This window comes from Kribbella sp. NPDC059898, assembly GCF_042730855.1.
In the GTDB taxonomy this organism is placed as follows: Bacteria; Actinomycetota; Actinomycetes; order Propionibacteriales; family Kribbellaceae; genus Kribbella.
Genome location: NZ_JBHWKR010000001.1, coordinates 804,490 through 828,218, shown reverse-complemented (window position 1 = coordinate 828,218; position 23,729 = coordinate 804,490). Strand labels below are relative to the sequence as shown.

Here is a 23,729-nt window from a genome sequence, read left to right as displayed (position 1 = left end):
TTGTGATTCTTCATCGTTTGCCTCGGAGCAGCCGCTCCATCGGGTGCTCGACGAACTTGTAGAGCACCGCCGAGGCGAAGATCGAAAGGGCGAGTACGCCGGCGTACCAGGTCAGGTTCGACCAGCCGATCGGGCCGGCGATGCCGTGGTACTCCTTGATCGCGTACATGATGGTCGCGTGGACCAGGTAGAACGCGTACGACCACTGGCCGAGCGCGACCAGCGGCCTGCTGCGCAGCAGTGACCGGCCGCCGCGGACGTCGCGGGCCGCGACCGCCAGGATCAGGAAGCCGTACAGCAGCGTGAGGATTTCCTTCTGGCACAGTCCCATGGTGACCGCGCCCGGAAAGTTGGCCGGGTGCGAGCCGGAGTACCAGAGCACGTACAGCCCGCCGCCGGTGACCAGGAACGCGAACCACACCGGGATCCGCGGCTTCCACCCGGACCGGAGCGCGATCGCCAGGCCGATACCGAACAGGAACGCCACCGAGTGCAGCACCGGCTGCGGCAGGATCGGTATTGCGGTCTTGTAGTGGAACAGCGCCAGCTTGTAGGCACCGCTGACGACGATCACCGCGACGCACAGGATCAGGCCACCCGCGGTCTTCAGCCGCCGCGTCAGCCGCCACACGAACGGGAAGTACGCGTAGAAGAACGCCTCGACCGAGAGCGTCCAGCCCGCCGGGTTGCCGCCGTACAGGATGTCCGGGTTGTTCGACCAGCCGTGCACCAGCAGGACGGACAGCGCCAGCACGGTGAGCGACACCGGTTTGATCCAAGGCATCCCGGCCGGCGGGTCGACCCGGTAGAAGACGAAGAACGCCGCCACCAGGGTCAGGATGTACAGCGGGAAGATCCGCGCGAACCGGCGCCGGTAGAAGGTCCGGATCTTCGTCCCCGGCTGCGCCGACCAGGTCAGCACGAACCCGGACAGCACGAAGAAGAACGTGACGCCGGAAACGCCGTACTTCAGGAAGTCGTAGATCGGCAGCGGGGCCAGCTGGGTCATGTGATGGCAGAACACGAAGAAGGCCGCCCACCAGCGCAAACCGGTGAGCGACTCGACTCGTGGCAATCTCCCGCTGGAACGCGGGGGGCTCGCGTCGGAGGTGGTACTGACAGGCGCGCCGGGAGGTGGGGTCGTGACAGCAGCCGACCCGGGGGCGTCCTGGGTCGGCTCTGTCTGGTTCTCTTCGGCGGCCTTCGTCATGTGGTTACTCCGCGAGAGTGGCGACGACACGCTCCGCAGCGTGACCGTCGCCGTACGGCATTGGGCGTCCCCCCGTGGGAGCCGGCCGTGCAGCCAACTGGGGCAGCTTACTCACGTCGGATGTCAACACGTTCCATCCGTCCGCCAGCGTCTCGACCCATTCGGTCTCGGTGCGCAGCGTGGTGCACACCCGGCCGAGCAGGAAGGCCTCCTTCTGGAGACCGCCGGAGTCGGTCACCACACCGGCCGAGCCGAGCACGGCCTGGACCATCTCCGGGTACGCCAGCGGCTCCCGGACGTGCAGCGAACCGTCCGGACGCTCCAGCTTGATGCCGTGTTCCGCGCACTTCGCGACCAGTCGCGGGTGGGCCAGCAGCAGCACCGGCGTACCGGCCGCGGCGAGCCCGTCGACGATCGCGGCCAGCCGCTCCGGGTCGTCGGTGTTCTCGGCCCGGTGGATCGTCGAGACGACGTACTCGCCCTGCTTGAACGGACCGTCCAGCGGCTTGCCCTGGATGGCGTCGCGAACCCGGAAGCACACGTCGGTCATGACGTCGCCGACCAGCCGCGACTTGTCCTTCAGGCCCTCGTTCGCCAGGTGGTCCATCGCCACCTGGGTCGGGGCCAGCAGCAGGTCCGCCGCGTGGTCGGTGAGCACCCGGTTGTGCTCCTCCGGCATCAGCCGGTTGAAGGAGCGCAGCCCGGCCTCCAGGTGCGCGACCGGCAGGTGCATCTTCACCGCGGACAGCGCACCGGCGAGCGTCGAGTTGGTGTCGCCGTACACGAGCACCCAGTCCGGCTTGTGCTCGTCCAGTACGGCGTCCATCGCGGCCAGCATCGCGCCGGTCTGGACACCGTGGCTACCGGACCCGACGCCCAGGTGGACATCCGGGTCCGGGATCCGCAGGTCGGCGAAGAACACGTCGGACATGTTCTTGTCGTAGTGCTGCCCGGTGTGCACGATCACGTGCTGGTGGTCGGTGGCGGCGAACGCCTCCGCCACCGGCGCCAGCTTCACGAACTGCGGGCGTGCACCGACAACGCTCAGGACCTTCATCAGTACTACTGCTCCCCGGCGACGGTGACGGTCCGGTCCTCGGAGGCCGACTGCAGAACGGCCTCGGCCACCTTGACGGTGGTCAGACCCTGCTGCAGCGTGACGATGTCCGCCTCCTTGCCGAGCACCGCGTCGCGGAACTGCTCGTGCTCGGTCTTCAGCGGCTCCGGCTTGCTGATCGCGTACCGGACCATGTCGCCCTCGCTGACACCGCGGAAGTGCGCGACGTCGTCCCACGCGGTCTGCACGGTGCCGTTGGCGTGGAACGTCAGGTCGGCGGTCAGGGTGTCGGCGATGAACGCGCCCTTCTCACCGGTGACGACGGTGAGCCGCTCCTTCATCGGGGACAGCCAGTTGACCAGGTGGCTGGTCACGGTGCCGTTGGCCAGCTTGCCGGTCACCGCGATCAGGTCCTCGTACTGCCGGCCGGACTTGTGGGCGCTCTGCGCGGCCACCGTGACGAACGGCGACTGCGTCACCCACGCCGTCAGGTCGATGTCGTGGGTGGCCAGGTCCAGCACCACGCCGACGTCCGCGATCCGGGCCGGGAACGGGCCCTGGCGGCGGGTGGTGATCTGGTAGATGTCGCCCAGCTCACCGTTCTCGAGCCGCACCCGCAGCGCCTGCAGCGCCGGGTTGTACCGCTCGATGTGACCGACGGCGCCGACCAGGCCGGCCGCCTCGAAGGCCTTCGCGATCTCGGTCGCCTCGGACGAAGAACCGGCCAGCGGCTTCTCGATCATCGCGTGCACGCCGGCCTCGGCCAGCGCCTTCGCGATCTCGGCGTGGTACTGGGTCGGCACCGCGACCATGCAGTAGTCGAGCTTCTCCGCGATCAGCTGCTCGATGTTCTCGTGCACCGGACGACCGCCGGCCACGTTGAACTTGTCACCGCCCGGGTCGGCGACCGCGACCAGGTCAACGCCCTCGAGGGACGCCAGGACGCGGGCGTGGTGCCGGCCCATCATGCCCAGGCCGATCAGGCCCGCACGCAGGTTCGCTGTGTTCGACATGGATCACGCACCCGCCTTCGCCACGGTGTTCACCGCGGAGACGATCCGGTTCAGGTCGTCCTCGGACAGCGACGGGTGGACCGGCAGCGAGAGCACCTCGGCCGCGGCCTTCTCGGTCTCCGGCAGGTCCAGCTCACGCCGGAACGAGGGGAGCCGGTGGTTCGGGATCGGGTAGTACACGCCGCAGCCGACGCCGTACTCGGTCCGCAGCGCGTTCGCGAAGCCGTCCCGGTCCTCGGTGACGCGGATCGTGTACTGGTGGTACACGTGGCTCGCCTCGGCGGCGACCGCCGGGACGCCGACGCCGGCGAGGTTCGCGTCCAGGAAGGCCGCGTTCTCCTGCCGCTGCTTCGTCCAGCCGCCGACCTTGGTCAACTGCACCCGGCCGATGGCGGCGTGCAGGTCGGTCATCCGGTTGTTCAGGCCGACGACCTCGTTCTCGTACTGCTTGAGCATGCCCTGGTTGCGGAACAGCCGCATCCGGCGCTCGAGGTCGGCGTTCGCGACCGAGTTCATGCCGCCCTCACCGGACGTCATGTTCTTGGTCGGGTACAGGCTGAACATCGCGAACTCGCCGAAGGTGCCCACCGGCGCGCCGTTCCAGGTGGCGCCGTGCGCCTGCGCGGCGTCCTCGTAGATCTGGATGCCGTGCTTGTCGGCGATCGCCTGCAGCGCGGTCATGTTCGCCGGGTGGCCGAACAGGTGCACCGGCATGACGGCCTTGGTCTTCTCGGTGATCGCGGCCTCGACCGCGGCCGGGTCCAGGCAGAAGTACGTCGGCTCGATGTCGACGAACACCGGGGTCGCCCCGGTCAGCGCGACGCTGTTCGCGGTCGCGGCGAACGTGAAGGACGGGACGATCACCTCGTCACCCGGTCCGACACCCGCGGCCAGCAGGCCCAGGTGCAGGCCCGACGTACCGGAGTTCGTCGCGACGCACGCCCGGCCGGAGACCAGCGCTGCGCCGAACTCCTGCTCGAACGCCGCCACCTCGGGGCCCTGGGCCAGCATGCCGGACTGCATCACCCGGTCGACGGCCTCGCGCTCCTCCTTCCCGATGATCGGCTTCGCGGCCGGAATCGGCTGCACCATCAGTTCTCCTCCTGAGTTTCTCCGGCCGGCCGGAGCCGCCCGTCGGTTTCGATGTACATCTCGCCCGTGTTCGGGCACTTCCACTCGCCGTCCCCGACGGAGAGCAGCGGAACCCCGGCCTTGCCGACCCACTTGAGCCGGCGCGCCGGGACCCCGGCGACCAGCGCGAAGTCTGGCACGTCCTTGGTCACCACCGCACCCGCGGCGACAGTCGCCCAGCGGCCGATGGTGACCGGGGCCACGCACACGCTGCGCGCACCGAGCGAGCAGCCTTCCTTCATCGTCACCCCGACCGGTTCCCAGTCGTGCCCGCTCTTCGGCGACCCGTCCGGGTTCACCGCGCGCGGGAAGTAGTCGTTGGTGAGCACCACCGCCGGGCCGATGAACACGCCGTCCTCGAGGGACGCGGGCTCGTACACCAGCGCGTAGTTCTGGATCTTGCAGTTGTCGCCCATCCGGACCCCGGTCCCGACATAGGCACCGCGGCCGACGATGCAGTTCTTGCCGAGGACCGCGTTCTCGCGGATCTGGGCCAGGTGCCAGACCGACGAACCGTCGCCGATCTCGGCGCTGTCGTCGACGTCGGCGGAGGGCGCGATGCGGGACGTCACAGGGTCTCCTTCGGGATGAGCCAACTTCTCAGTACTTCGGCCGAGCGGCGTCCGTCGTGCAGCTCGGTCACGAAACCGGGGCCGGCGGCGGCCCGCTCGGCGGCGGTGTCACGGTCGGCGATCAGCCCGCCGAGGACGTCACCCAGGGTGTCGGGATCCGCCTCGACGATCGGCACCTCTCGCCCAGTCAGACTACGCACCCGGCGGCGGACCTCGTCACCGACGTACGAAACCACGATCCGCCCGGCGGCCAGGGCCTCCGCGGCCGCCACGCCGTACAGGCCGATGTGCAGCTGGTCGACGACGATGTCGGCGTCGCCGATCACCGCGGGCATGTCCTGGTGCTGGACGCCGGTGATCCGCCGGTACTCGACCAGGCCGCGGTCCTGGAGATCCGTGAGGACCTCGTCGATCTCCTGCGTGCCTTTGAGTTTCGCGTTCGACGGGACGTGCGCGACGACCGGTTTCGCCGTACTGAACAGGGGTCGTGCGGCGGCCTGCCACGGCGCCGGGTCGATCGCGACCGGCAGCCAGTGGGCGTTCGGTACGTCGTCCAGCAGGTCGACCGTGGAGACGAAGACGGGGAGGCCCAACGATTCCACCAGCTCGGCGTGCCGGCGGGCCTGCGGCTCGAGCCGCTCGGTCAGGTCGTCGCCCGGGGCGAACGGCGACCAGCGCTCGCGCTTCGCGTGCCGGCTGGGCAGGCGGATGTCGGAGCCGTGGAAGAGCAGTGCGACGTGCACGCCCTTGCCGAGCAGCTCCTCGATGTCGGGCTGGGCGTCGGCGTACCCGCGGGCGCCGAACAGCGGGCGCAGCGACTCGACCATCACGTGCGTGTACTGCGCGACGTACTGCTGCTGGCCGCGCTGCCAGCGCGGCTGGCCGAACCAGGCCAGCGGTACGCCGTAGTCGTCGGCGAACTGGAAGCGGCCCTTGCGGTGAAAGGCGAACGAGACGGCGGCGACGTCCGGCAGGGTGTTCGCGGCCTGTGCCCAGGCGTGCCCCTGCCCGGCGGAGTTGGTCGGTCCGACCAGCATCCGCACGGGCGTCGCCGGTACCGGCGGGAAGGCCGGCAGCTGCGCGAACGAGTACCGCACGCCCCGCAGGCGCCGCCGGACCGCTCCCGCGGTCCGGGCCAGTGGCGCCGGCAGGTGCTCGCGGATCGCACGCGTCACCGTCACTGTGTCACCCATTACCTACTGGGGCCTTCATCATGTCGAGCTCGCGGCGGGCCGCCGGCAGACCGAGCACCACCGGGGTGCTGGCCTTGCGCTGGCCGAGGTTCCAGCCGGCCCAGATCGCGCCGGCGTCCAGTGCGATCACGACGTCCGCCTGGTCGATGGTCGTCAGCACGTCACGACGGCTGAGGACCCGCTCCCAGTAGTTCTTCCCGAGATCGCTGGTGGCCCGCTGGCCGCGCAGGAACTTCACCGGCGCCGAGGATTTGATTGCCGGCGGCAACATCCTGCCGGCAACCTTCCGAGCCTTCCGCGCCCGCCACTCCACCGCCTTCACAACGCGCTTGGCCCCGGTCGGCTTCGGCTTCGCCGGTGGGGTCGGCTGAGGTGCAGCGGGCTGGGGCTTTGGTGCGGGCTCTGCAACAACCGCCGGCTTTTCAGCAACAACAACCGGTTCTTCGGGAGCGGGGGCGGCCGGCATCCGGCCGGGGCCGATCAGCGTGAAAGTGTTGACCTTGTCGGCGACCCACGCCGACGGGGCGACCCAGCCGACCACGTCGATGGTGAGGTTCTGGTCGCCGAGGTCCTCCCGGACCTGGTCGAAGTACGTCGGCGGCAGCCGCCGCGTGGACAGCAGTACGACGTTGCTCATGCGGCCACCCCCTGCACAGACGCGGCCAGCGACTCGATCCGCGGATCCAGCTGCAGGTCCCGCCGGTACGACGCACCGAACTCGCGCGCCTTCGCCCGGATCCCCTCGTCCGCGGTCCGCGCCGCGTGCGCCGCCTCGATCAGCGCCGCCGCGATCGCCTCCGGCGTCACGTCGCTCACCGGGAACCACAACGGATGCCCGCGCAGTACGTCGGACGCCGCGTTCTCCGGGTCGTGCACCGACACCACCGGCAGCCCGGTCGCGAGGTACTCGAACACCTTCCCGCTGGTGACGTATCGCCCCTTGCCCAGCATCAGCAGCTGCGCGTCGAACTCGTCGTACGCCTTCGCGATCTCGGCCTTGCCGACCGGGCCCTCGTAGCTGACCCCGGCGTCCGCGGCCGCGTTGATCGTCGCGAGCATGTCCGCCCGCGGCTGCGCGTAGTACCCGAGGTAGCCGTAGATCTTCGCGCGCGCGCCCTCGAGTTCCGGCGACTGCTCCTTCGCGAGCTGCCAGCCCTCGACGAACTCCTTCAGCGGCACCTTCGGCGACACGGTCCCGACGTACCCGAAGACCAGCGGCCGGTCGGTGACGGCGCCGCGGTCCTGGGTGTCCGGCACGAGGTCCGGGTCGAACCCGTTCGCGACCGTGTGCATCTTCGACGCCTGCGCCGGGTAGAGCTTCTCGTGCCAGTCCTTGATCGGGTCGTTCACGAACCAGACCTCGCGAGCGGACTCGACCAGTTTCTTCTCCCACTTCGCGGCCCGGCTGCCCGGCTCGTGCAGGCGATCGCCGGTGAAGACGTCCAGCAGCCACGCGTCGCGGTAGTCCATCACGTACGGCACCTGGAACTTCTTGTGCAGGTGGTACGCCGCCGTGAACGCAACGTGCGGGTTGGCCGTGGCAACGGTGAGGTCGACCTTGTGCGCCTTGTGGATCCGCTCCGCGGCCTTCTCGATCACCGAGCGCCAGGGCCCGTACCCGCTCTCCGGGAACGGGATCTGGTCCTGCTTGGTGCGCCACTTGGCCCAGAGCTTCGGGTTCGAGGCGCGACGCTTGGACCAGCGGCGCAGGTCGGCTTCCAGGATCGGCCACTCGAACGGCACCCGGACGACCTCGACGGACGGGTCGACCCGTTCCTCGAGGGTCAGGTCCGCACCGGTGAACCGAAAGAACGTGTCGCGGTCGGCCGTCAGCACGGTCACCTTCCAGCCGAGCGCGGCGAACCGGTTGGCCGTGGCCAGTGCCCGGTAGACACCGCCGCCCCGGCAGGGCGGGAAGCCCCAGGCGACGTACAACAGGTGTGGGCGGTCGGTCATGCAGGTCCTCTTAGCAGGTTGAGAATCGCGTTGGCCAGGTTGTCGTACGGCGTGGTCGTGGGCAGGTGCTCACTGGCCCACTGCAGCGCGTGATCGCGCAACTTCTCCAGCTCACCGGGGTCCGCGGCCCAGCGCCGCAGGGTCTCGGACGCCTCCGCCACCGAGTCCACCAGGACTCCGCCACCGGACTCCTCGATCACCTTCGACTGCCGGGGCAGCCGGGTGGACAGCACGGGAAGGCCGCTGGCGAGGTACTCGTAGATCTTCGACGGCATCGCCTCGATGAACGCCGGGGTCGGCTGCAGCATGGCGAGGCTCGCCCAGGCGCCGTGGGCGATCCGCCAGGCGTCGGCGGGCGGCTGGCGCCCGTGCAACCGGACCCGGCCGTCCAGGTCGGGCTGGGCGATCCGGGCCTCGATCCGGTCCCGGTCCGACGGTGCGACCGGGCCGACCAGGTCGAGCGACCACTCCGGCGCCGCGGCGACGGTCTCGACCATGTCGAACAGTCCGCGGCTGGTGCGCAGGTCCCCGACGTACACCGCGCGCGGGGTGCCGGTCGGCGGGGACGGGGCCAGGAAGCCGTGGTCGGGCAGGTTCTGCACCACCAGGCGGTGCTTCGCCTGGTGGGGTGCGAGATGCGAGTCGGCAACCACCGTCAGGTCGGCGCCCGCGGCCAGCTTCGAGCCCGCCCGGACGATCAGCCGGGCCGGCAGTCCGGCCGGGCCCTTCGCCCAGGCGCGGTCGGCGAGCAGCCGTTCGTAGTCCTCGTGCACGTCGACGACCAGCTTGCGCCGCCGGAGCGCGGTGACCAACCGGGTGAAGGGGATCATGTCCGGGTCGACCGTCATCACCACCTTGGCGCTGGTCCGCCACGGCAGTACGGCGGTCCGGGCCAGCCGCTGCACCAGGTTGCCGCGCGGCCCGGCGTGCACGGTGGCACCGGCCGGACCGCCCTCCGCATCGCCGAGGCCCCACAGCTCGACCCTCAGGTCGCGGTGCTGCAGGGCCGCGGTGATCTTGTGCAGGCGCGCATCGGCCACGTCGTGGCCGGTCGTGATGATCCCCACGTCCGGCGCCGTACTGCGTGACATCGCCTCAGAGGTCCTCGAGTGAGACTGCTTCTTCTTCCCCGACCTGCAGGAACTTGGTGTAGGCCTGGATGACCTCGTTGGGCTCGCCGCGCATCATCAGCTTGCCCTTGTGCAGCCAGATGCAGTCGTTGCACATCTCGCGGACGCTGCTCATCGCGTGGCTGACCAGGAACATCGTGCGGCTGTTCGAGACCAGCTCGGACATCTTCGCCGCGGCCTTGGTCTTGAACGACGCGTCACCGGCGGACAGCGCCTCGTCGATCATCAGGATGTCCGGGTCCATGTGCACCGCGACGGAGAACGCCAGCCGGCTGAACATGCCGGACGAGTACGTCCGCATCGGCATCTCCATGAAGTCACCGAGTTCAGCGAACTCGGCGATCTCCTCGTACCGCGCCTGGATCTCCTTGCGGCTCAGACCGGCCGCCAGACCGCCGAGCACCACGTTCTCCTTGCCGGACAGTGCGGCGTTGAAGCCGACGCCCAGCGACAGCAGCGTGGAGACCCGGCCGTGCACCTCGATCCGGCCCGAGGTCGGCGGCAGGATGCCGGCGATCGAGCGCATCAGCGTCGACTTGCCGGCGCCGTTCGCACCGATGATGCCGATCGTGGTGCCGTGGTTGACGTCGAAGGACACGTTCTGGACGGCCTTGACCTCGCGCACCGCGCGCTCGCCGCGGCCGAGCCGGACGATCGCGCTCTTGAACGTCGGCACCCGCTCGAACGTGGTGCGGTAGGTGATCGACACGTCCTGCACCTTGACGGCCGGCGTGTTCGACGTGCTCTTCTGCATCGGCTTCTTCTCGGTCTCAGAGACGGACAACGAAATCACGCTCCCTCGACATGAAGAACAACGCGCCCACACCGAAGGCCAGCAGCGCCCAGAAGCCGCCGCCGATCCACATCTTGGCGACCGGGATGTGCCCCTTGACGAGCAGGTCGGTCCAGCCGCCCAGCAGCGGGTAGAGCGGGTTGTACTGGATGAAGCCATGGAACTTCGGCGGTGCCTGCTCGGCGAACCACAGGACCGGGGACATGTAGAGCCAGATCCGCACGAAGTACGGCAGGAAGCTCGCGGTGTCCCGGAAGTACACCTGCAGCGCGGCGAAGATCATCCCCATGCCGGCCGCGAAGACCGTCAGCATGGCGAGGAACGCCGGCGCCAGCAGCATCTGCCAGCGCAGCTTCTGCCCCATCAGCACGTGGATGGCGACGTACACCACCAGGGTCGGCAGGAACCGGAAGAACGCGGTCCGCACCGCCGACAGCGGCAGCAACATCCGTGGGAACGACTGGTTCATCAGCAGCTTGCCGCCGCCGACGACGCTGGCCGCACCGGCCGTCATCGCACCCGAGAAATAGTAGAAGGCGAACAAGCCGCCACACATGTGAGCGAACCGCAGTCCGGCATCCACCCGGGCGCCGCCGCCCGCGATGATGTCGGTCAAGAGGTAGTACACCAGGGCGAGGAGCAGCGGGTTCAGCACCAGCCAGACCTGACCGAAGAAGGTGTTCGTGTGCGCACCCCGGATGTTCGTCCGGGACATCTCCGCCGCGAACTCCCGTCGCTGCCAGAGCGCCTTGAAGTACGGGCGCAGAGCCGGCAGTCCGACCTTGTGCGGTTCGTACACATGCACCGACGGGTTGAACTCCTCGTCGACGCTAGTCGCGTTCATGCAGGCGATGCCTCTCTCTGCCGGAAATTGGATCCACGATGGCCGATCACCTGGGTTTCGGCGGACACCGCACGGGGTACGGCGGCGAGCCACGCAGACCGGGAAGCAGAGTAGCGGATCCGCTCGGACGCCGACGACACAGCGGTCCTCCTTAGTGAGCAACGACGTACGGACGGCTACCGAACGTTGTTCCCCGCTGCGTCCACAACACCTGCGTCGTCCTTCGCCGATCGTTATCCGGAATATACATTTGACAGCCAGTGGCAGCCAAAACGCCTTCCAGGCAAGTCAAATCGCGGTCAAATCATCAGGTACGACGCTACGCTCCGGCGCGAAGTTGGCGTGACGCGGCACACCAGTTCAGCGGCAGGACCCCGAGAGCCGCCCACACGGGCCGGACGTGACACGCAACAGCACGTCCGGACTCGCCGTGAACAGCCTCACCGTCCACGGAGCACCCGTCGGCAACTCCCGGGGTTCCACCCTCGATCCGGGCCTGGTTCCGCGCTGGGCGGTCGCGGACGGCGGCACCGGATCCTCCGGCACGATGACCAGGGCGGCGGTCATCGGCCTGCCGAGGCCGGCGGTGGAGGACAGCGCTACGCGGGATCCCTGCAAAGATGCCTTCGCGCTGGGGACGGCACACCGGACACGACGGGCGGCGGCACATGGCGGAACCGGTCGCATCGGGCACTCCTCCTCAATCGGCCTCACGATTGGAGATGCCACAGTTTGTACACCCTCCGGCACAGCGGGTGATGGCACGGAAGTGCGAGGGCACCGATGCGCCGGATCGAGATCCAACCGAAACCGGCATCGCTGACGGGACAGCCGGCACGGGCCAGAATTGGAACAGCAGCCCGGCGGCGCTCAGGTGGTCCGTCGCCGGGCTGCTGGACCTCAATTCTCGCTCACTACCGCGCGGAAATGGTGGCCAGATGGTGACACGGCACAAGAATGCTGACAGGACAACAAATATCGCTGCGCGCAGCTGGCCCGATACGGACAGTGCCTTCCGGGCTGGATCGGCCCCTCTAACCTGGAGAGACGGTAGCGGGAGGTGACGGCGATCGGCAGGGAGGGAAGAGTCGTGAGCACAACGGACACGGAGCGTGCCGACCATTTGCGGGTGCTCGGACTCAACGACGACGAGATCCGGGTCTACCAGCAGTTGCTGCGGACCGGCCCGTCGTCGATCGTCGAACTGGACGACGCGGTCCCGGACCGGACCGGCTCGATCGACAGCACGCTCAGCGGGCTGGTGCAGGCCGGTCTCGCGCGGCGGTCCGGCTCGGACCACTCCCGGTACCTGCCGGTGCCGCCGGACGCCGGTCTGGAGGCGATGACGCTGCGCCGCGAGTCCGAGCTGAAGCAGGCCCGGATCGAGGTCCTGAACGCGTACGACGAGTTCCGCCGGACCGTGCACAGCGAGTCGACCACCCACCTGATCGAGGTCGTCACCGGGAACGCGATCGTCGAGCGGATCCACCAGATCAAGAACAGCGTGCAGCGCGAGATCCTCGCGATCGACTCCCCGCCGTACTACATCGGCGGCCCGAACCAGGAGGAGATCGACCACCTGAAGCGCGGCGTCGCCTACCGGGTCGTGTACTCGCCGGAGTCCGTCGAGGTGCCGGGGTACCTGACCGAGAACATCCTCCCGTGCGTGGAGGCGGGTGAGCAGGCGCGGGTGCTGCCCGACGTACCGGCGAAGCTGACGATCATCGACGGCTCGATCGCGTACGTGTCGATGTCGGTGCGCGACACCGAGGTGAACCGTTCGCTGCTGATCATCCGGCCGAGCAGCCTGCTGACCGCGCTGATCGGGATGTTCGAGCTGTGCTGGCGCAACGCCCTGCCGCTGCACGCGTCGGTCGGCACGGAGGACGACCGCCTGGAGCCCATCGAACGCCGTCTCCTGGCCCTGCTGGCCACCGGCGCCGCCGACGACACCATCGCCCGCACCCTCGGCATCAGCCGCCGCACGTTCTTCCGCTACCTGGAACGCCTGATGAACCGCACCGGCGCCAGCACCCGCTTCCAACTAGCCCTACACGCAGCCCGCGAAAACTGGCTCTGACACCAAGCATCCGTCCGGGCGGCCGCCCGGCATCCGCCCACCGAGCGCGGGCGCTGCCCGGGCCGCGTGCTCACCCGCCCGCAGAACATCCGCCCAACGGGCGCCTTCCCCCGACCACCGGTTGCGGGCTCGAGAGACAACCCCGCCCCCGAGCGAAGCGAGGGGCGGGGTGCTTTTGCTTTTGGTTTTCAGGCTTGTGCTGGGATGAACTCCTTGGCGACTACCTCCGCGATCTGCGCGGTGTTGAGCGCCGCGCCCTTCCGCAGGTTGTCGCCGCAGACGAACAGCTCCAGCGCGTTCGGGTCGTCGAGGGACTTGCGGATCCGGCCGACCCACGTCGGGTCGGTGCCCACCACGTCCGCCGGCGTCGGGAACTCGCCCTCGGCGGGGTTGTCGAACAGCAGCACACCCGGCGCGTCCCGCAGTACCTCACGAGCCCCGTCGGCATCGACTTCCTGCACGAACCGTGCGTGCACCGACAACGAGTGCGTCGTCACCACGGGCACCCGCACACACGTCGCGGACACCTTCAGATCCGGCAGCCCGAGGATCTTCCGCGACTCGTTCCGTACCTTCAGCTCCTCCGAGGACCACCCGTCATCCTTCAACGACCCGGCCCACGGTACGACGTTCAACGCCAACGGCGCCGCGAACGGACCGAGATCGTTCCCGACGACCCGGCGTACGTCACCCGGCGTACTCCCGAGCTCACGATTGCCGGCCACCTTCGCCAGCTGGTCGTACAACGCGTCGATCCCGGACTGCCCTGCCCCCGACGCGGCCTGGTACGACGCGACCACCAGCTGCTCGAGCTCGTACCGGTGATGCAACGCGCCCATCGCCACGATCATCGACAGCGTCGTGCAGTTCGGGTTCGAGATGATGCCCTTCGGCCGGTTCCGCGCGGCCTCGGCGTTCACCTCCGGAACCACCAGCGGTACATCGGGATCCATCCGGAACGCGCCGGAGTTGTCCACCACGACCGCACCCTTGGCGGCCGCGATCGGCGCCCAGTGCGCGGACACCTCGTCCGGTACGTCGAACATCGCCACGTCGATGCCGTCGAAGGCGTCCTCGCTGAGCGCGATCACCTCGACGGTCTCGCCGCGGACCACGAGCTGCTTGCCCGCCGAGCGCTCGGAGGCGATCAGCCGGATCTCGCCCCAGACGTTCTGCCTGGTCGAGAGCAGGGTCAGCATCACCGTCCCAACGGCGCCGGTCGCACCGACCACCGCCAGCGAGGGCAGACCCGTCCGGTCCTCGATCGTGTTCTCCACAGCGCTCACAGGGGTCACCGTCCCGTTCCTCCGTACACGACAGCCTGGGTGTGCTCGTCGTCCAGGTCGAATGCGGTGTGCGCCGCGGTCACGGCGGCGTTCACCAGGTTCTCGTCCACGACCACCGAGATCCGGATCTCCGAGGTGGAGATCATCTCGATGTTCACGCCGGCGTCGGCGAGCGCGGAGAAGAACTTCGCGGACACGCCCGGGTGCGAGCGCATTCCGACTCCGACGACCGAGACCTTTCCGATCTGGTCGTCGTACAGCAACTGCTCGTAGCCCACCTCGTCCTTCATCCGGGCGAGGGCCGACATCGCTCGGGCGCCGTCGGCGCGCGGCAGCGTGAACGAGATGTCGGTGCGGTTGGTGGCCACTGCCGACACGTTCTGCACGATCATGTCGATGTTGGTGTCGGCACCGGCGACCGTCTCGAAGATCCGGGCCGCCTCACCCGGCTTGTCGGGGACCCCGACCACCGTGATCTTGGCCTCTTTGGTGTCCTGCACCACGCCGGAGATGATCGCCTGTTCCATCGTTTGATCCAGTTCCTTCGCATCGACGACCCAGGTGCCTTCCTTCTGCGAGAAGGAGGAACGCACATGGACGGGGACGTTGTAGCGGCGGGCGTACTCGACACACCGCAGGTGCAGCACCTTCGCGCCGCAGGCCGCCATCTCGAGCATCTCCTCGTAGGAGATCTTCGGGATCTGCTTCGCGGCCGGCACGATCCGCGGGTCCGCGGTGAAGATGCCGTCCACGTCGGTGTAGATCTCGCAGTAGTCGGCCTCCAGCGCGGCGGCCAGCGCGACCGCGGTGGTGTCGGAGGCGCCGCGGCCCATCGTGGTGATGTCCTTGGTGTCCTGGGCGACGCCCTGGAACCCGGCCACGATCGCGATGTGCCCCTCGCCCAGCGCCTCCTCGATCCGGCCCGGGGTGATGTCGATGATCCGGGCGTTGCCGTGCGCGGAGGTGGTGATCACGCCGGCCTGCGAGCCGGTGAAGCTGCGTGCTTCGTACCCCAGGTTGGCGATCGCCATCGCGAGCAGCGCGGCCGAGATCCGCTCACCCGAGGTGAGCAGCATGTCGAGCTCGCGCGGCGGCGGCAGCGGAGAGACCTGCTGGGCCAGGTCCATCAGTTCGTCGGTGGTGTCCCCCATCGCGGAGATGACGACCACCACGTCGTTCCCGGCCTTCTTCGTCGCGACGATCCGTTGGGCCACGCGCTTGATGCCATCGGCGTCGGCGACCGAAGAACCGCCGTACTTGTGTACGACGCGTCCCACAGTGTTGTCTCCTCAAACCACTGGTTGCGGTACGCCGTGCGGCGTTGCACCAGGCGTAGTCTCGGGGGTCATTCTAGCCGTGACCTGACCGTTGCCCACCGGCCGACCAGCACCCGGTCCGGCAGATCACCGTCCGCACCGAAGGTTCCCCGATCGCGCGTGGTTCACGCCGGAAATGGTCCTTGTTCATATAAGCCATCGCTGAAATAATTGGCGGGTGCACGCGTTCGACATCCTCGGCGACCCGGTCCGGCGCCGGATCCTGGAGCTGCTCGCCGAGGGCGAGCTGCCGGCCGGCAGTATCGCCGGCACCATCGGCACGGAGTTCGGGATCAGTCAGCCGGCCGTCTCCCAGCATCTCAAGGTGCTGCGGGACAACGGGTTCGCGACCGTGACCGTCGACGGCACCCGGCGGCTGTACGCGGTGGCTCCCGAGCCGCTGCGGGAGATCGATACCTGGCTGGACCGGTACCGGAAGTTCTGGACCAACCGGCTGGACGCGCTGGAGACCGAGCTGCACCGCGGCCGCCGACCGTAACTTTTGCGCCCGCGCCCGCATCTGGTGAGTATGCGGAACATAGTGGCCAGGTTGTGCATGTCCGAGGACGGCATCGTGGAGCGCCCGGAGCAGTGGCTGCCGCGCGGCGCGCTCGGACAGCTGATGCCCGCGGCCGGGACCGTGCTCTTCGGCCGCCGGACATTCGAGCGGTACGCCGGTTCACTCGGCGTACCCGAACACACCCGGAACCTCGTGGTCGGCTCCCGCCCCGTGGTCGCCCGCCCGGGGACCGAGATGCTGCAGGGCGAGACCCGCCGGGTGCTGACCGCACTGAAGTCCGTGCCGGGCGAGGACCTGCACGTGATCGGCAGCCTCACGCTGATCCGCTCGCTGCTCAAGTGGCGCCTGGTCGACGAGGTGTCGCTGCTGGTCCACCCGGTCGCCGCCGGCCGCGGTACTTTGCTGGACCGCCGGCAGCTCCGGCTGATCTCGATGTGCGCGCGCGACGGCGGCGTCCTCGAGGCGAACTACCGGGTCCGTTACGCGGCGACCGCCGTACCGTCGACGACGCTGATGTCCGACGGTCGGTGGGGCGGCACGCGCAGCAGGGACAGGGTCGCCAGTACGCCGAGACCGGCCGCCAGGACCCACGCGTAGCGGACGCCGAACGCCTCGACCACCGCGCCGGCCACGGCGGACCCGACCGCCGAGCCGACCATGCCGCCGCTCTGCGCCCAGCCGAAGATCTCGGTGTGCGCGGACTGCGGGGTGAGCTCGCCGATCCGCTCGTAGACCGCGGCGATCGTCGGCGCGATCAGGCAGCCGGCGGCGAACATCATCACCGCCAGCGCGACCACCGACGAGGTCACGAAGACACAGCCGGAGATCAGCACCGCGAGCGCCAGCATCCGCCGCCAGACGTACGAGTGCCGCCGGCCGGGCAGTGCGCCGTTGATCACACCGCCGCTGACACTGCCGATCGCGGCGACCATCTCGAGCACGCCCGCGATCAGCCGGTTGCCGTGCTGGTCGGCGACCGCGACCATGCCCAGCGACATCGCCGCGAAGCCCATCACGAGGCACGCCCAGGCGACGAGCAACGGGGCACGATGCCGATGGAACAGCAGTTCGCGGGCGGTCGGTCGCGGGCCGGAGTTCTCGTCGTGGTGCGAGCCGGACTGCTGACTCAACCCGAACCACCAGATGCTTGCCGCCGCGGTCACGGCGCAGGCCAGCAGACCGGCCCGTGGGCTCGCGAAGCTCACGATGACCGCGCCGGTCATCGGGCCGATGACGAACAGCAACTCCTGCGCCGTCGCGTCCAGCGAGTACACGGCCCGCAGCCGTGAGCCGTGCACGATCCGCGGCCAGTTCGCCCGGAGCGCCGAGGTGACCGGGGCGACGCAGACGCCGGCGATCGCGGCGGCCACCGGGAGCAGGCGGTACCAGCTGTACGGGAGGAGCGCGACGACGGCCATCGACGCACCCCAGGCCATCCCGGTGCCGATGACGACCTTGCGGGCGCCCTTCCGGTCGGCCATCCGGGACCAGACCACGCTGGCGACCGCCGTACCGACCGAGTAGGCGCCGGCCACCACCCCGGCCCAGCCGAAGTTGCCGGCCGCGTCCTTGGCCAGGAAGGCCAGCGGGACCATCGTCGCCAGCACCGGCAGCCGGGCGATCAGCGCCGAGGCGAGCAACGACATCACGCCACGGGTCTTCCAGAGGTCGCGGTACGCCGACAGGTCCATAACGTGCATTGTTTCCTGACATCGATGTCGGCCGCGTCGGGAATTCTCCCTATCTCACTTTTGTCCCTACCTTTTCTTGGGGATTATGCGAACATATGTTCGTGTCTCTGTCAGGCGCGGCGACGATCCTGCATGCCGATCTGGACGCGTTCTACGCGTCGGTCGAGCAGCGCGACGACCCGCGCCTGCGCGGGCGACCGGTGATCGTCGGTGCGGGCGTGGTGCTCGCCTGCAGCTACGAGGCGAAGGCGTACGGCGTGCGCACCGCGATGAACGGCGGCCAGGCGCTCCGCCGGTGCCCCGGCGCGATCGTGGTCGAGCCGCGGATGTCGGCGTACACCGAGGCCAGCCGGGCCGTCTTCAAGGTCTTCGACGACACGTCGCCGCTGGTCGAGGGGTTGTCGATCGACGAGGCGTTCCTCGATGTCGGCGGGCTGCGGAAGATCCGCGGTACGCCGGTGCAGATCGCGGCCAGGTTGCGCGCCGAGGTGATGTCCCGGGTCGGGCTGCCGATCACCGTCGGGGTGGCGCGGACGAAGTTCCTGGCCAAGGTGGCGAGCGGGGTCGCGAAGCCGAACGGGCTGCTCGAGGTGGCGCCGGAGGGCGAGCTCGACTTCCTGCATCCACTGGACGTCTCGCGGCTGTGGGGCGTCGGCGAGGTGACCGCGGAGAAGCTCCGGAATCGCGGGCTGACCAAGGTCGGCGACGTCGCGATGCTGCCCGAGGCCGCCCTGGTCGCGATGCTCGGCCGCGCCTCCGGGCGGCATCTGCACGCGCTCGCGCACAACCGCGACCCGCGGCCGATCGAGGTCGGGCGGCGGCGCCGGTCGATCGGATCCCAGCGGGCGCTGGGCCGGTCGCCGAAGTCACCGGCCACCCTGGACGCGGTGCTCGCCGGCCTGGTGGACCGCGTCACCCGGCGGATGCGCTCCGCGGGCCGCTCCGGCCGGACGGTCACGCTGCGGCTGCGGTTCGACGACTTCAGCCGCGCGACCCGCTCCCACACGTTGCCCCAGGCAACCGATCAGACGCGCGCCCTGCTGGTGACGGCGCGCGCCCTGCTCCGCGGCGCCCAGCCGCTGATCGCAGCGCAGGGCCTGACCATGATCGGCATCTCGGTCGGCAACCTCGAGAACGACGCCGCCCTGCAGCTGGCGCTCCCGTTCGACAAGGCCGCGAACAACGAGCTCGACAGCGCCCTCGACAAGGTCAAGGACAAGTTCGGCACCGCCGCCATCACCCGCGGCATCCTCCTCGGCAAGTCCCAAGGCCTGGAGATGCCGATGCTCCCGGACTAGCTACGTGGATAGCCGATCTCGGCGATGGCGTCTTTGAGATCTGTGAGGCGGCGTTGCCGGTTGAGGGACGTGACGACGTACTCCGTCAACGGCATCAGCGCGTACACGTGCCGGACCGCCTCGAGGTCGAGGGCGACCTCGAAGTACTCCTCGGCGAACGTCAGGTACGCCTCGGGCCGGCCGTCGGCGAGCAGCTCGAACAACTCGTCCGCGCCGTCGGCCTCGACGTTCTCCACCGGCCCGCAGCGCCAGCCGGTGTCGGCCGTCGTACGCCAGAAGCACACCGTCGCGCGCGGCACCCCGTCGTCGCAGAACGCCTTGTCGTCACGCTGCTCGTGAAACACCTCGGGTACGCCGTCGAGCAGCCCCGGCCACGGGCGCATCCCGTTCGCGTACGGCGACACCGGCGACTCGTGGTCGAACCCGTACCCGAACACCCCGTCCGGCGCGAACACCAGCGAGTACTCGTTCCCGGAGCCGTCCCGCATCAACGCGGCTTCCTCGGTCGCGGACCAGCGCGCGTCGAACTCGTAGTACCTGGTCCGCTCGTCGTCGTTCAGCACCACGTCGAGTACGGCGAGCGCCCGGCTCACGCGTCGTACCACCGCCGGCTCGGGCAGCCGCCGTACCAACTCGAGAACGGACACAGCTACCGGCGCTGAACGACTTCCTCGGCGACCTCGACGAGCTCGCGGTCGGTGGCCTCGGTCTCCGCGTCGTGCGCCGGCTCCAGCCGGTCGTGCGCGATCAGCGACTGGATGGCCCGCAGTACGGCGCTCGCCGCGGCACCCCAGGTGGAGACGTACGAGAACTGCCACCACCAGAGCGCCTCGACGACCCGGCCGTCCTCGTAGTGCGCGAGGCCGTGGACCAGGTCGGTCGCGATCGCCGTCAGGTCGTCGGAGAGCCGGTTGACCGTGATCTCCGGCGGCGCGGCGTACGGGTCGAAGACCTCGGCATACTCGTCCAGGCCCTCGAACAGCACCGCCAGCCGGTCCCGCATCGCGTCCAGGTCCGGGTCCGGGCCGGCGTCGCTCTCGAAGCGCTCCTCCGGCACGAAGTCCTCGAACGCCCCGAGCCGCCCGCCGGCCAGCAGCAGCTGGCTCACCTCGAGCAGCAGGTACGGCAGCGAGGCGAGGCCCTCGTCGACGCCGTCCTCGTCCGGCTGCGCGGCGATGTCACGCACCGAGATCAGGAAGCTGCGGACCTGGTCGGCGATCTGCTCGGCGAACTCCGTCAGGTCCTCGCTGTCGGTGGCCAACGCCCGTGCCGCAATATCTGTTGGTTCAGTCATCGATCGATCGTCGCCCTTCAAACGCCCGTCCGAGTGTGACCTCGTCGGCATACTCGAGGTCACCGCCTACAGGAAGTCCACTAGCCAATCGGGTCACGCGCAAGCCCATGGGCCGCAGCAGCCGGCTCAGGTACGTCGCCGTCGCCTCACCCTCGAGGTTCGGGTCGGTGGCCAGGATGATCTCGGTCACCTCGCCGCTGGCCAGCCGCTGCATCAGCTCCTTGATCCGCAGCTCGTCCGGCCCGACGCCCTCGATCGGCGAGATCGCGCCGCCGAGCACGTGGTACCGGCCACGGAACTCGCGGGTGCGCTCGATCGCCACCACGTCCTTGGCCTCTTCGACCACGCAGATCAGGCTCAGGTCGCGGCGCGGGTCCCGGCAGATCCGGCACTGCACCTCCTCCGCGACGTTGCCGCAGATTTCGCAGAACTTGACCTTCTCCTTCACCTGCACGAGCACGTGCGCGAGCCGCCGTACGTCGGTCTCGTCGGCCGCGAGCAGGTAGAACGCGATCCGCTGCGCCGACTTCGGCCCCACACCGGGCAACCGCCCCAGCTCGTCGATGAGATCCTGAACGGCCCCCTCGTACACGTCAGCCCGGGTTCTGACCGGACTCGCCGGCCGCGCTCCCCGGGTTCACGAACCCGACCCCACGCCCATCCGAACCTGCCTGAGCGCCCGGCTCGTCGTCGCCTGCCCCCACCTCGGGCGGGGTAGCGGCCGGTAGCCCGAAGCCGGTCGGCGCCGTCGGCGCACCACCGCCGAACCCGGGGAAGCCGCCGGCGTCGCCACCGAAGGCCCCGCCCAGCCCACCGGCCAGCGGTCCCATCGCGGCGGCCGCGGCCTGTTTCGCGTTCTCCGAGGCGTCCCGCACCGCGGCGACGATCAGATCGGCCAGCGTCTCGATGTCGTCCGGGTCGACGGCCTCTTTCTTGATGTCCAGGCTGAGCAGCTCACCCGTACCCGACACCAGGGCAGTCACCAGACCGCCACCCGCCGAGCCCTCGATCTCCTGCCCCTCGAGGTCGGCCTGCGCCTCCATCAACTGGTTCTGCATCGCCTGCGCCTGCGCGAGCAGGTTGGACATGTCGAAGCCCCCAGCACCGCCACCGTCGAACACTGCGATCTCCTCGTCCGAACCGCTTCCTTGACCCCGGCTGTGGACACAACCCGCGCCGGAGCCTCAACACTAGCCGGTCGCCCCGACAACCCCACTCGCGGCCGAAAACCGCACGTTCTCCCCACACTTATCCACAACCTTGTGGACATCTTTATCCACAGACCTGTGGATTGTGTGGACAGGCACCGTGCTGATGCTGCGAGTCCTGTGGACGAACCTGTTTGCCGCCGGGTGGCGCGCAGATGAACTCAGTTCGGCTCTTCGGTGATGATCTGGGCACCGAGCGTGTCCCGCAGCAGATCCGTATGCGACCGCGAGTCGTCCTCGAGCACCATGTCGTCCTCCCCGATCGAGTCCGCCTCTTCCTCCGGCGTCAACGGCACCTCAGGAACGGCGGCCGCCGTAGCCGCCTGCCGAGCCTGCTCAGCAGCCACCGCCGCCTCCGCCGCCCGCCGCTTACTGGCCGCCTGCTCCCGCCGATCCACCACACCCGACGGTCCGCCCGAACCTTGTTGCCCACCCGAACCCTGCTGCCCGCCCGAACGCTGTTGCCCGCCGTGCTGTCCCGCCGACGGCTGTCGCCCGCCCGGCGCATGCCCCGCCTGCGCCCCCTGATCTACCGGTCCGGCATCCCACGGATCCTCCGGCGGTACGTCGTACTCAGAATCCGGCGGCTCCTCCAAAACCACCGCCCCGCCACCCCACTGCCCCGGCCGCGCCTCAACCCGCCCACCGTCCACCGAGGCCGCCGGCCCAGCCGCACCACCCCCGCCGACACCCGGCTCACCCACACCGGTCCCGACAGCCCCCGGTCCCCCCACAGTCACCCCACCAGCACCAGATCCACCAGACGCAGAACCACCCGCACCCGCCCCACCGGCCCCACCTGCACCGGCCCCCGCCCCACCCGCGCCTGGTCCGTCCGTCCCCGTTCCGCCGACACCTGATCCACCCACGCCCGAGGCACCTGCACCCGACCCACCAGCCCCCGAGGCTCCAACCCCAGACCGGTCACCCGCCGCCACACCTGCACCGAGCCCACCACCCGAGCCACCTGCGCCCGGCCCACTTGCGCCCGGCCCACCCGCACCAGGCCCACCTGCACCCGGCGCACCCGCACCACCTACACCTGGTCCGCCTACACCTGGTCCGCCCGCACCCTGCGCACCCGCACCTGGTCCACCAGCACCCGACGCACCCGGGCCGCCGTCGCCATACCCACCAGCGCCTGGCGTGCCCGAACCGCCGGATCCTGGTCCGCCTGTCCCCGGACCACCCGCAGCAGCTCCACCTAGCGCACCACCTGGGCCGCCCGAACCGCCCACGCCCGGACCGCCTTGGCCTCCCGGACCGCCCACGCCTGGGCCACCTGGGCCACCTGCGCCGCCCGGACCGCTCGCCCCGCCGGCACCGCCTGGCCCGCCCGGATGCGGCCCCGGGCGACCGGCTGAGCCGCCGCCCCCGCCGGCACCCGGGTCGGTCGACGGGTCCACGACCGCCTCGACCCGACGGTTCACACCGATCGTGTCGATCATCGCCTGCCGCAGGATCTCGTCACTCCCGGACCGCGCAAAACTCTCCCGCGCCCCGGCGTTCACCAGCCCAAGAGTCAGCGTCTGCTCATCGATCGCAATCACCTGAGCGTTCTGACTCAACATGATCCAGGCGAACCGCCGCTTGGCCTTAACAGCCTCCAACACCTCAGGCCACAACCGCCGAACATCCCCCAGCCCCACACTCCCAGCCCCAGCACCCGCCGGAGCCCCACTCCCACCAGGAGCACTCGCCGCCGAGGCACCCGCCACGGGCGCACCCGCAGCAACACCGCCACCCACAGCAGCACTTCCTGCTGCAGCACCACCCGCAGCCGGACCGCCACCGCTCGCCGGAACGCCACTGCTCGCCGGTACGCCACCGCTCGCCGGACCGCTACCGCTTGCCGGACCGCCACCCGGCGCAGACCCACCAGCCGCTCCCCCCGCCCCGGCAGGAGCCACCTCCGTCTCATCACCCCACGCACCAGTACGCGGACCCACGCCCGACCCGCGCACCGCAGAACCTCCCGCACCAGCGGGTCCGCGACCACCGGCGGCACCGCCAGCACCCGCCGCCGACGCAGCAGCGCCACCGACGGAGTCGCCCCCCACAGCACCAGAGCTGCCCGAAGCACCACCAGCCGCGGCACCAGACGGCACTCCGGCCGGCCCACCGCCCGCCGACCCGT

At 69.6% G+C, this 23,729-nt stretch carries 25 protein-coding genes; 4 read left to right on the top strand and 21 right to left on the bottom strand.

Features of this window, described 5'->3' with window-relative positions:
* Positions 1-10: 10 nt before the first annotated feature.
* The 11 genes from ACFV9C_RS04155 to ACFV9C_RS04105 are packed head-to-tail and all read right to left on the bottom strand — an operon-like array spanning position 11 to position 10,899.
* Positions 11-1,210, bottom strand: coding sequence for an acyltransferase family protein (locus ACFV9C_RS04155; RefSeq protein ID WP_380190593.1), 1,200 nt, complete (start codon positions 1,208-1,210; stop codon positions 11-13).
* 4 nt (positions 1,211-1,214) lie between these two features.
* Complete coding sequence (gene wecB, locus ACFV9C_RS04150) at positions 1,215-2,267, bottom strand: non-hydrolyzing UDP-N-acetylglucosamine 2-epimerase (protein ID WP_380190592.1); 1,053 nt, start codon at positions 2,265-2,267, stop codon at positions 1,215-1,217.
* Between the two features lie 5 nt (positions 2,268-2,272).
* Positions 2,273-3,280: a Gfo/Idh/MocA family protein gene (locus ACFV9C_RS04145; protein ID WP_380190591.1), complete on the bottom strand. Its 1,008-nt coding sequence runs from the start codon at positions 3,278-3,280 to the stop codon at positions 2,273-2,275.
* Positions 3,281-3,283: 3 nt separating this feature from the next.
* Positions 3,284-4,375 (bottom strand): DegT/DnrJ/EryC1/StrS family aminotransferase, encoded by a 1,092-nt coding sequence (locus ACFV9C_RS04140; protein WP_380190881.1) that lies wholly within the window; start codon positions 4,373-4,375, stop codon positions 3,284-3,286.
* Positions 4,372-4,983: an acyltransferase gene (locus ACFV9C_RS04135; RefSeq protein ID WP_380190590.1), complete on the bottom strand. Its 612-nt coding sequence runs from the start codon at positions 4,981-4,983 to the stop codon at positions 4,372-4,374. Before ACFV9C_RS04135 ends, ACFV9C_RS04140 begins: the two co-directional genes overlap by 4 nt.
* The gene (locus ACFV9C_RS04130; RefSeq protein WP_380190589.1) at positions 4,980-6,164 is read right to left on the bottom strand and encodes a hypothetical protein; all 1,185 of its coding nucleotides are present in this window, start codon (positions 6,162-6,164) and stop codon (positions 4,980-4,982) included. The genes ACFV9C_RS04135 and ACFV9C_RS04130 overlap by 4 nt, the downstream gene beginning before the upstream one ends.
* A gap of 4 nt (positions 6,165-6,168) precedes the next feature.
* Positions 6,169-6,813, bottom strand: coding sequence for a hypothetical protein (locus ACFV9C_RS04125; RefSeq protein WP_380190588.1), 645 nt, complete (start codon positions 6,811-6,813; stop codon positions 6,169-6,171).
* Positions 6,810-8,132, bottom strand: a complete 1,323-nt coding sequence (locus ACFV9C_RS04120; RefSeq protein WP_380190587.1) for a glycosyltransferase — start codon at positions 8,130-8,132, stop codon at positions 6,810-6,812. The genes ACFV9C_RS04125 and ACFV9C_RS04120 overlap by 4 nt, the downstream gene beginning before the upstream one ends.
* A complete protein-coding gene (locus tag ACFV9C_RS04115; protein ID WP_380190586.1) occupies positions 8,129-9,223 on the bottom strand; it encodes a glycosyltransferase in 1,095 nt (364 codons plus the stop codon). The genes ACFV9C_RS04120 and ACFV9C_RS04115 overlap by 4 nt, the downstream gene beginning before the upstream one ends.
* Positions 9,224-9,227: 4 nt before the next feature.
* Entirely contained in the window at positions 9,228-10,046 is an 819-nt protein-coding gene (locus tag ACFV9C_RS04110; RefSeq protein WP_380190585.1) for an ABC transporter ATP-binding protein, read from the bottom strand.
* A complete protein-coding gene (locus ACFV9C_RS04105; protein WP_380190584.1) occupies positions 10,033-10,899 on the bottom strand; it encodes an ABC transporter permease in 867 nt (288 codons plus the stop codon). The genes ACFV9C_RS04110 and ACFV9C_RS04105 overlap by 14 nt, the downstream gene beginning before the upstream one ends.
* A gap of 1,090 nt (positions 10,900-11,989) precedes the next feature.
* On the opposite strand from ACFV9C_RS04105, the gene ACFV9C_RS04100 reads away from it, so the two are divergent.
* Complete coding sequence (locus ACFV9C_RS04100) at positions 11,990-12,979, top strand: helix-turn-helix domain-containing protein (protein WP_380190583.1); 990 nt, start codon at positions 11,990-11,992, stop codon at positions 12,977-12,979.
* 188 nt (positions 12,980-13,167) lie between these two features.
* Here the strand turns inward: ACFV9C_RS04100 and ACFV9C_RS04095 are convergent, their stop codons facing one another.
* Both ACFV9C_RS04095 and ACFV9C_RS04090 read right to left on the bottom strand, forming a co-directional pair.
* Positions 13,168-14,265, bottom strand: a complete 1,098-nt coding sequence (locus tag ACFV9C_RS04095; RefSeq protein ID WP_380190582.1) for an aspartate-semialdehyde dehydrogenase — start codon at positions 14,263-14,265, stop codon at positions 13,168-13,170.
* A 5-nt stretch (positions 14,266-14,270) separates the two neighbouring features.
* Positions 14,271-15,542 carry an aspartate kinase gene (locus ACFV9C_RS04090; RefSeq protein ID WP_380190581.1) on the bottom strand — a complete coding sequence of 424 codons (1,272 nt, stop codon included), beginning with the start codon at positions 15,540-15,542 and terminating at the stop codon, positions 14,271-14,273.
* Positions 15,543-15,759: 217 nt separating this feature from the next.
* On the opposite strand from ACFV9C_RS04090, the gene ACFV9C_RS04085 reads away from it, so the two are divergent.
* Together ACFV9C_RS04085 and ACFV9C_RS04080 are read left to right on the top strand one after the other, a co-directional pair.
* Positions 15,760-16,080: an ArsR/SmtB family transcription factor gene (locus ACFV9C_RS04085; RefSeq protein WP_380190580.1), complete on the top strand. Its 321-nt coding sequence runs from the start codon at positions 15,760-15,762 to the stop codon at positions 16,078-16,080.
* A 57-nt stretch (positions 16,081-16,137) separates the two neighbouring features.
* The gene (locus tag ACFV9C_RS04080; protein WP_380190579.1) at positions 16,138-16,698 is read left to right on the top strand and encodes a dihydrofolate reductase family protein; all 561 of its coding nucleotides are present in this window, start codon (positions 16,138-16,140) and stop codon (positions 16,696-16,698) included.
* Here the strand turns inward: ACFV9C_RS04080 and ACFV9C_RS04075 are convergent.
* The gene (locus tag ACFV9C_RS04075) at positions 16,581-17,792 is read right to left on the bottom strand and encodes an MFS transporter (RefSeq protein WP_380190578.1); all 1,212 of its coding nucleotides are present in this window, start codon (positions 17,790-17,792) and stop codon (positions 16,581-16,583) included. The genes ACFV9C_RS04080 and ACFV9C_RS04075 overlap by 118 nt on opposite strands.
* Positions 17,793-17,887: 95 nt before the next feature.
* Between ACFV9C_RS04075 and dinB the strand changes: the two genes are divergently transcribed.
* On the top strand, positions 17,888-19,090 hold the full coding sequence (gene dinB, locus ACFV9C_RS04070) for a DNA polymerase IV (RefSeq protein WP_380190577.1): 1,203 nt from the start codon (positions 17,888-17,890) through the stop codon (positions 19,088-19,090).
* Here dinB and ACFV9C_RS04065 read toward each other — a convergent pair.
* From ACFV9C_RS04065 to ACFV9C_RS04035, 7 genes are all read right to left on the bottom strand, one after another.
* The gene (locus ACFV9C_RS04065; RefSeq protein WP_380190576.1) at positions 19,087-19,737 is read right to left on the bottom strand and encodes a hypothetical protein; all 651 of its coding nucleotides are present in this window, start codon (positions 19,735-19,737) and stop codon (positions 19,087-19,089) included. The genes dinB and ACFV9C_RS04065 overlap by 4 nt on opposite strands.
* Positions 19,738-19,739: 2 nt before the next feature.
* Positions 19,740-20,384, bottom strand: a complete 645-nt coding sequence (locus ACFV9C_RS04060; protein WP_380190575.1) for a DUF5063 domain-containing protein — start codon at positions 20,382-20,384, stop codon at positions 19,740-19,742.
* Positions 20,377-20,976 (bottom strand): recombination mediator RecR, encoded by a 600-nt coding sequence (gene recR / locus ACFV9C_RS04055; RefSeq protein ID WP_380190574.1) that lies wholly within the window; start codon positions 20,974-20,976, stop codon positions 20,377-20,379. Before recR ends, ACFV9C_RS04060 begins: the two co-directional genes overlap by 8 nt.
* A 1-nt stretch (position 20,977) precedes the next feature.
* On the bottom strand, positions 20,978-21,505 hold the full coding sequence (locus ACFV9C_RS04050) for a YbaB/EbfC family nucleoid-associated protein (protein WP_380190573.1): 528 nt from the start codon (positions 21,503-21,505) through the stop codon (positions 20,978-20,980).
* Positions 21,506-21,753: 248 nt separating this feature from the next.
* Complete coding sequence (locus ACFV9C_RS04045; RefSeq protein ID WP_380190890.1) at positions 21,754-22,194, bottom strand: hypothetical protein; 441 nt, start codon at positions 22,192-22,194, stop codon at positions 21,754-21,756.
* A 134-nt stretch (positions 22,195-22,328) separates the two neighbouring features.
* Positions 22,329-22,619: a hypothetical protein gene (locus tag ACFV9C_RS04040; RefSeq protein WP_380190889.1), complete on the bottom strand. Its 291-nt coding sequence runs from the start codon at positions 22,617-22,619 to the stop codon at positions 22,329-22,331.
* A 24-nt stretch (positions 22,620-22,643) separates the two neighbouring features.
* Positions 22,644-22,796, bottom strand: coding sequence for a hypothetical protein (locus ACFV9C_RS04035; RefSeq protein ID WP_380190888.1), 153 nt, complete (start codon positions 22,794-22,796; stop codon positions 22,644-22,646).
* Between the last annotated feature and the right edge of the window lie 933 nt (positions 22,797-23,729).

Excerpts from the sequence above, each read along its gene's own strand:
- ACFV9C_RS04155 (WP_380190593.1), bottom strand. The coding sequence starts at position 1,210 with ATGACGAAGGCCGCCGAAGAGAACCAGACAGAGCCGACCCAGGACGCC.
- wecB (WP_380190592.1), bottom strand. The coding sequence starts at position 2,267 with ATGAAGGTCCTGAGCGTTGTCGGTGCACGCCCGCAGTTCGTGAAGCTG.
- ACFV9C_RS04145 (WP_380190591.1), bottom strand. The coding sequence starts at position 3,280 with ATGTCGAACACAGCGAACCTGCGTGCGGGCCTGATCGGCCTGGGCATG.
- ACFV9C_RS04125 (WP_380190588.1), bottom strand. The coding sequence starts at position 6,813 with ATGAGCAACGTCGTACTGCTGTCCACGCGGCGGCTGCCGCCGACGTAC.
- ACFV9C_RS04120 (WP_380190587.1), bottom strand. The coding sequence starts at position 8,132 with ATGACCGACCGCCCACACCTGTTGTACGTCGCCTGGGGCTTCCCGCCC.
- ACFV9C_RS04115 (WP_380190586.1), bottom strand. The coding sequence starts at position 9,223 with ATGTCACGCAGTACGGCGCCGGACGTGGGGATCATCACGACCGGCCAC.
- ACFV9C_RS04105 (WP_380190584.1), bottom strand. The coding sequence starts at position 10,899 with ATGAACGCGACTAGCGTCGACGAGGAGTTCAACCCGTCGGTGCATGTG.
- ACFV9C_RS04080 (WP_380190579.1), top strand. The coding sequence starts at position 16,138 with ATGTCCGAGGACGGCATCGTGGAGCGCCCGGAGCAGTGGCTGCCGCGC.
- ACFV9C_RS04075 (WP_380190578.1), bottom strand. The coding sequence starts at position 17,792 with ATGGACCTGTCGGCGTACCGCGACCTCTGGAAGACCCGTGGCGTGATG.
- dinB (WP_380190577.1), top strand. The coding sequence starts at position 17,888 with ATGTTCGTGTCTCTGTCAGGCGCGGCGACGATCCTGCATGCCGATCTG.
- ACFV9C_RS04060 (WP_380190575.1), bottom strand. The coding sequence starts at position 20,384 with ATGACTGAACCAACAGATATTGCGGCACGGGCGTTGGCCACCGACAGC.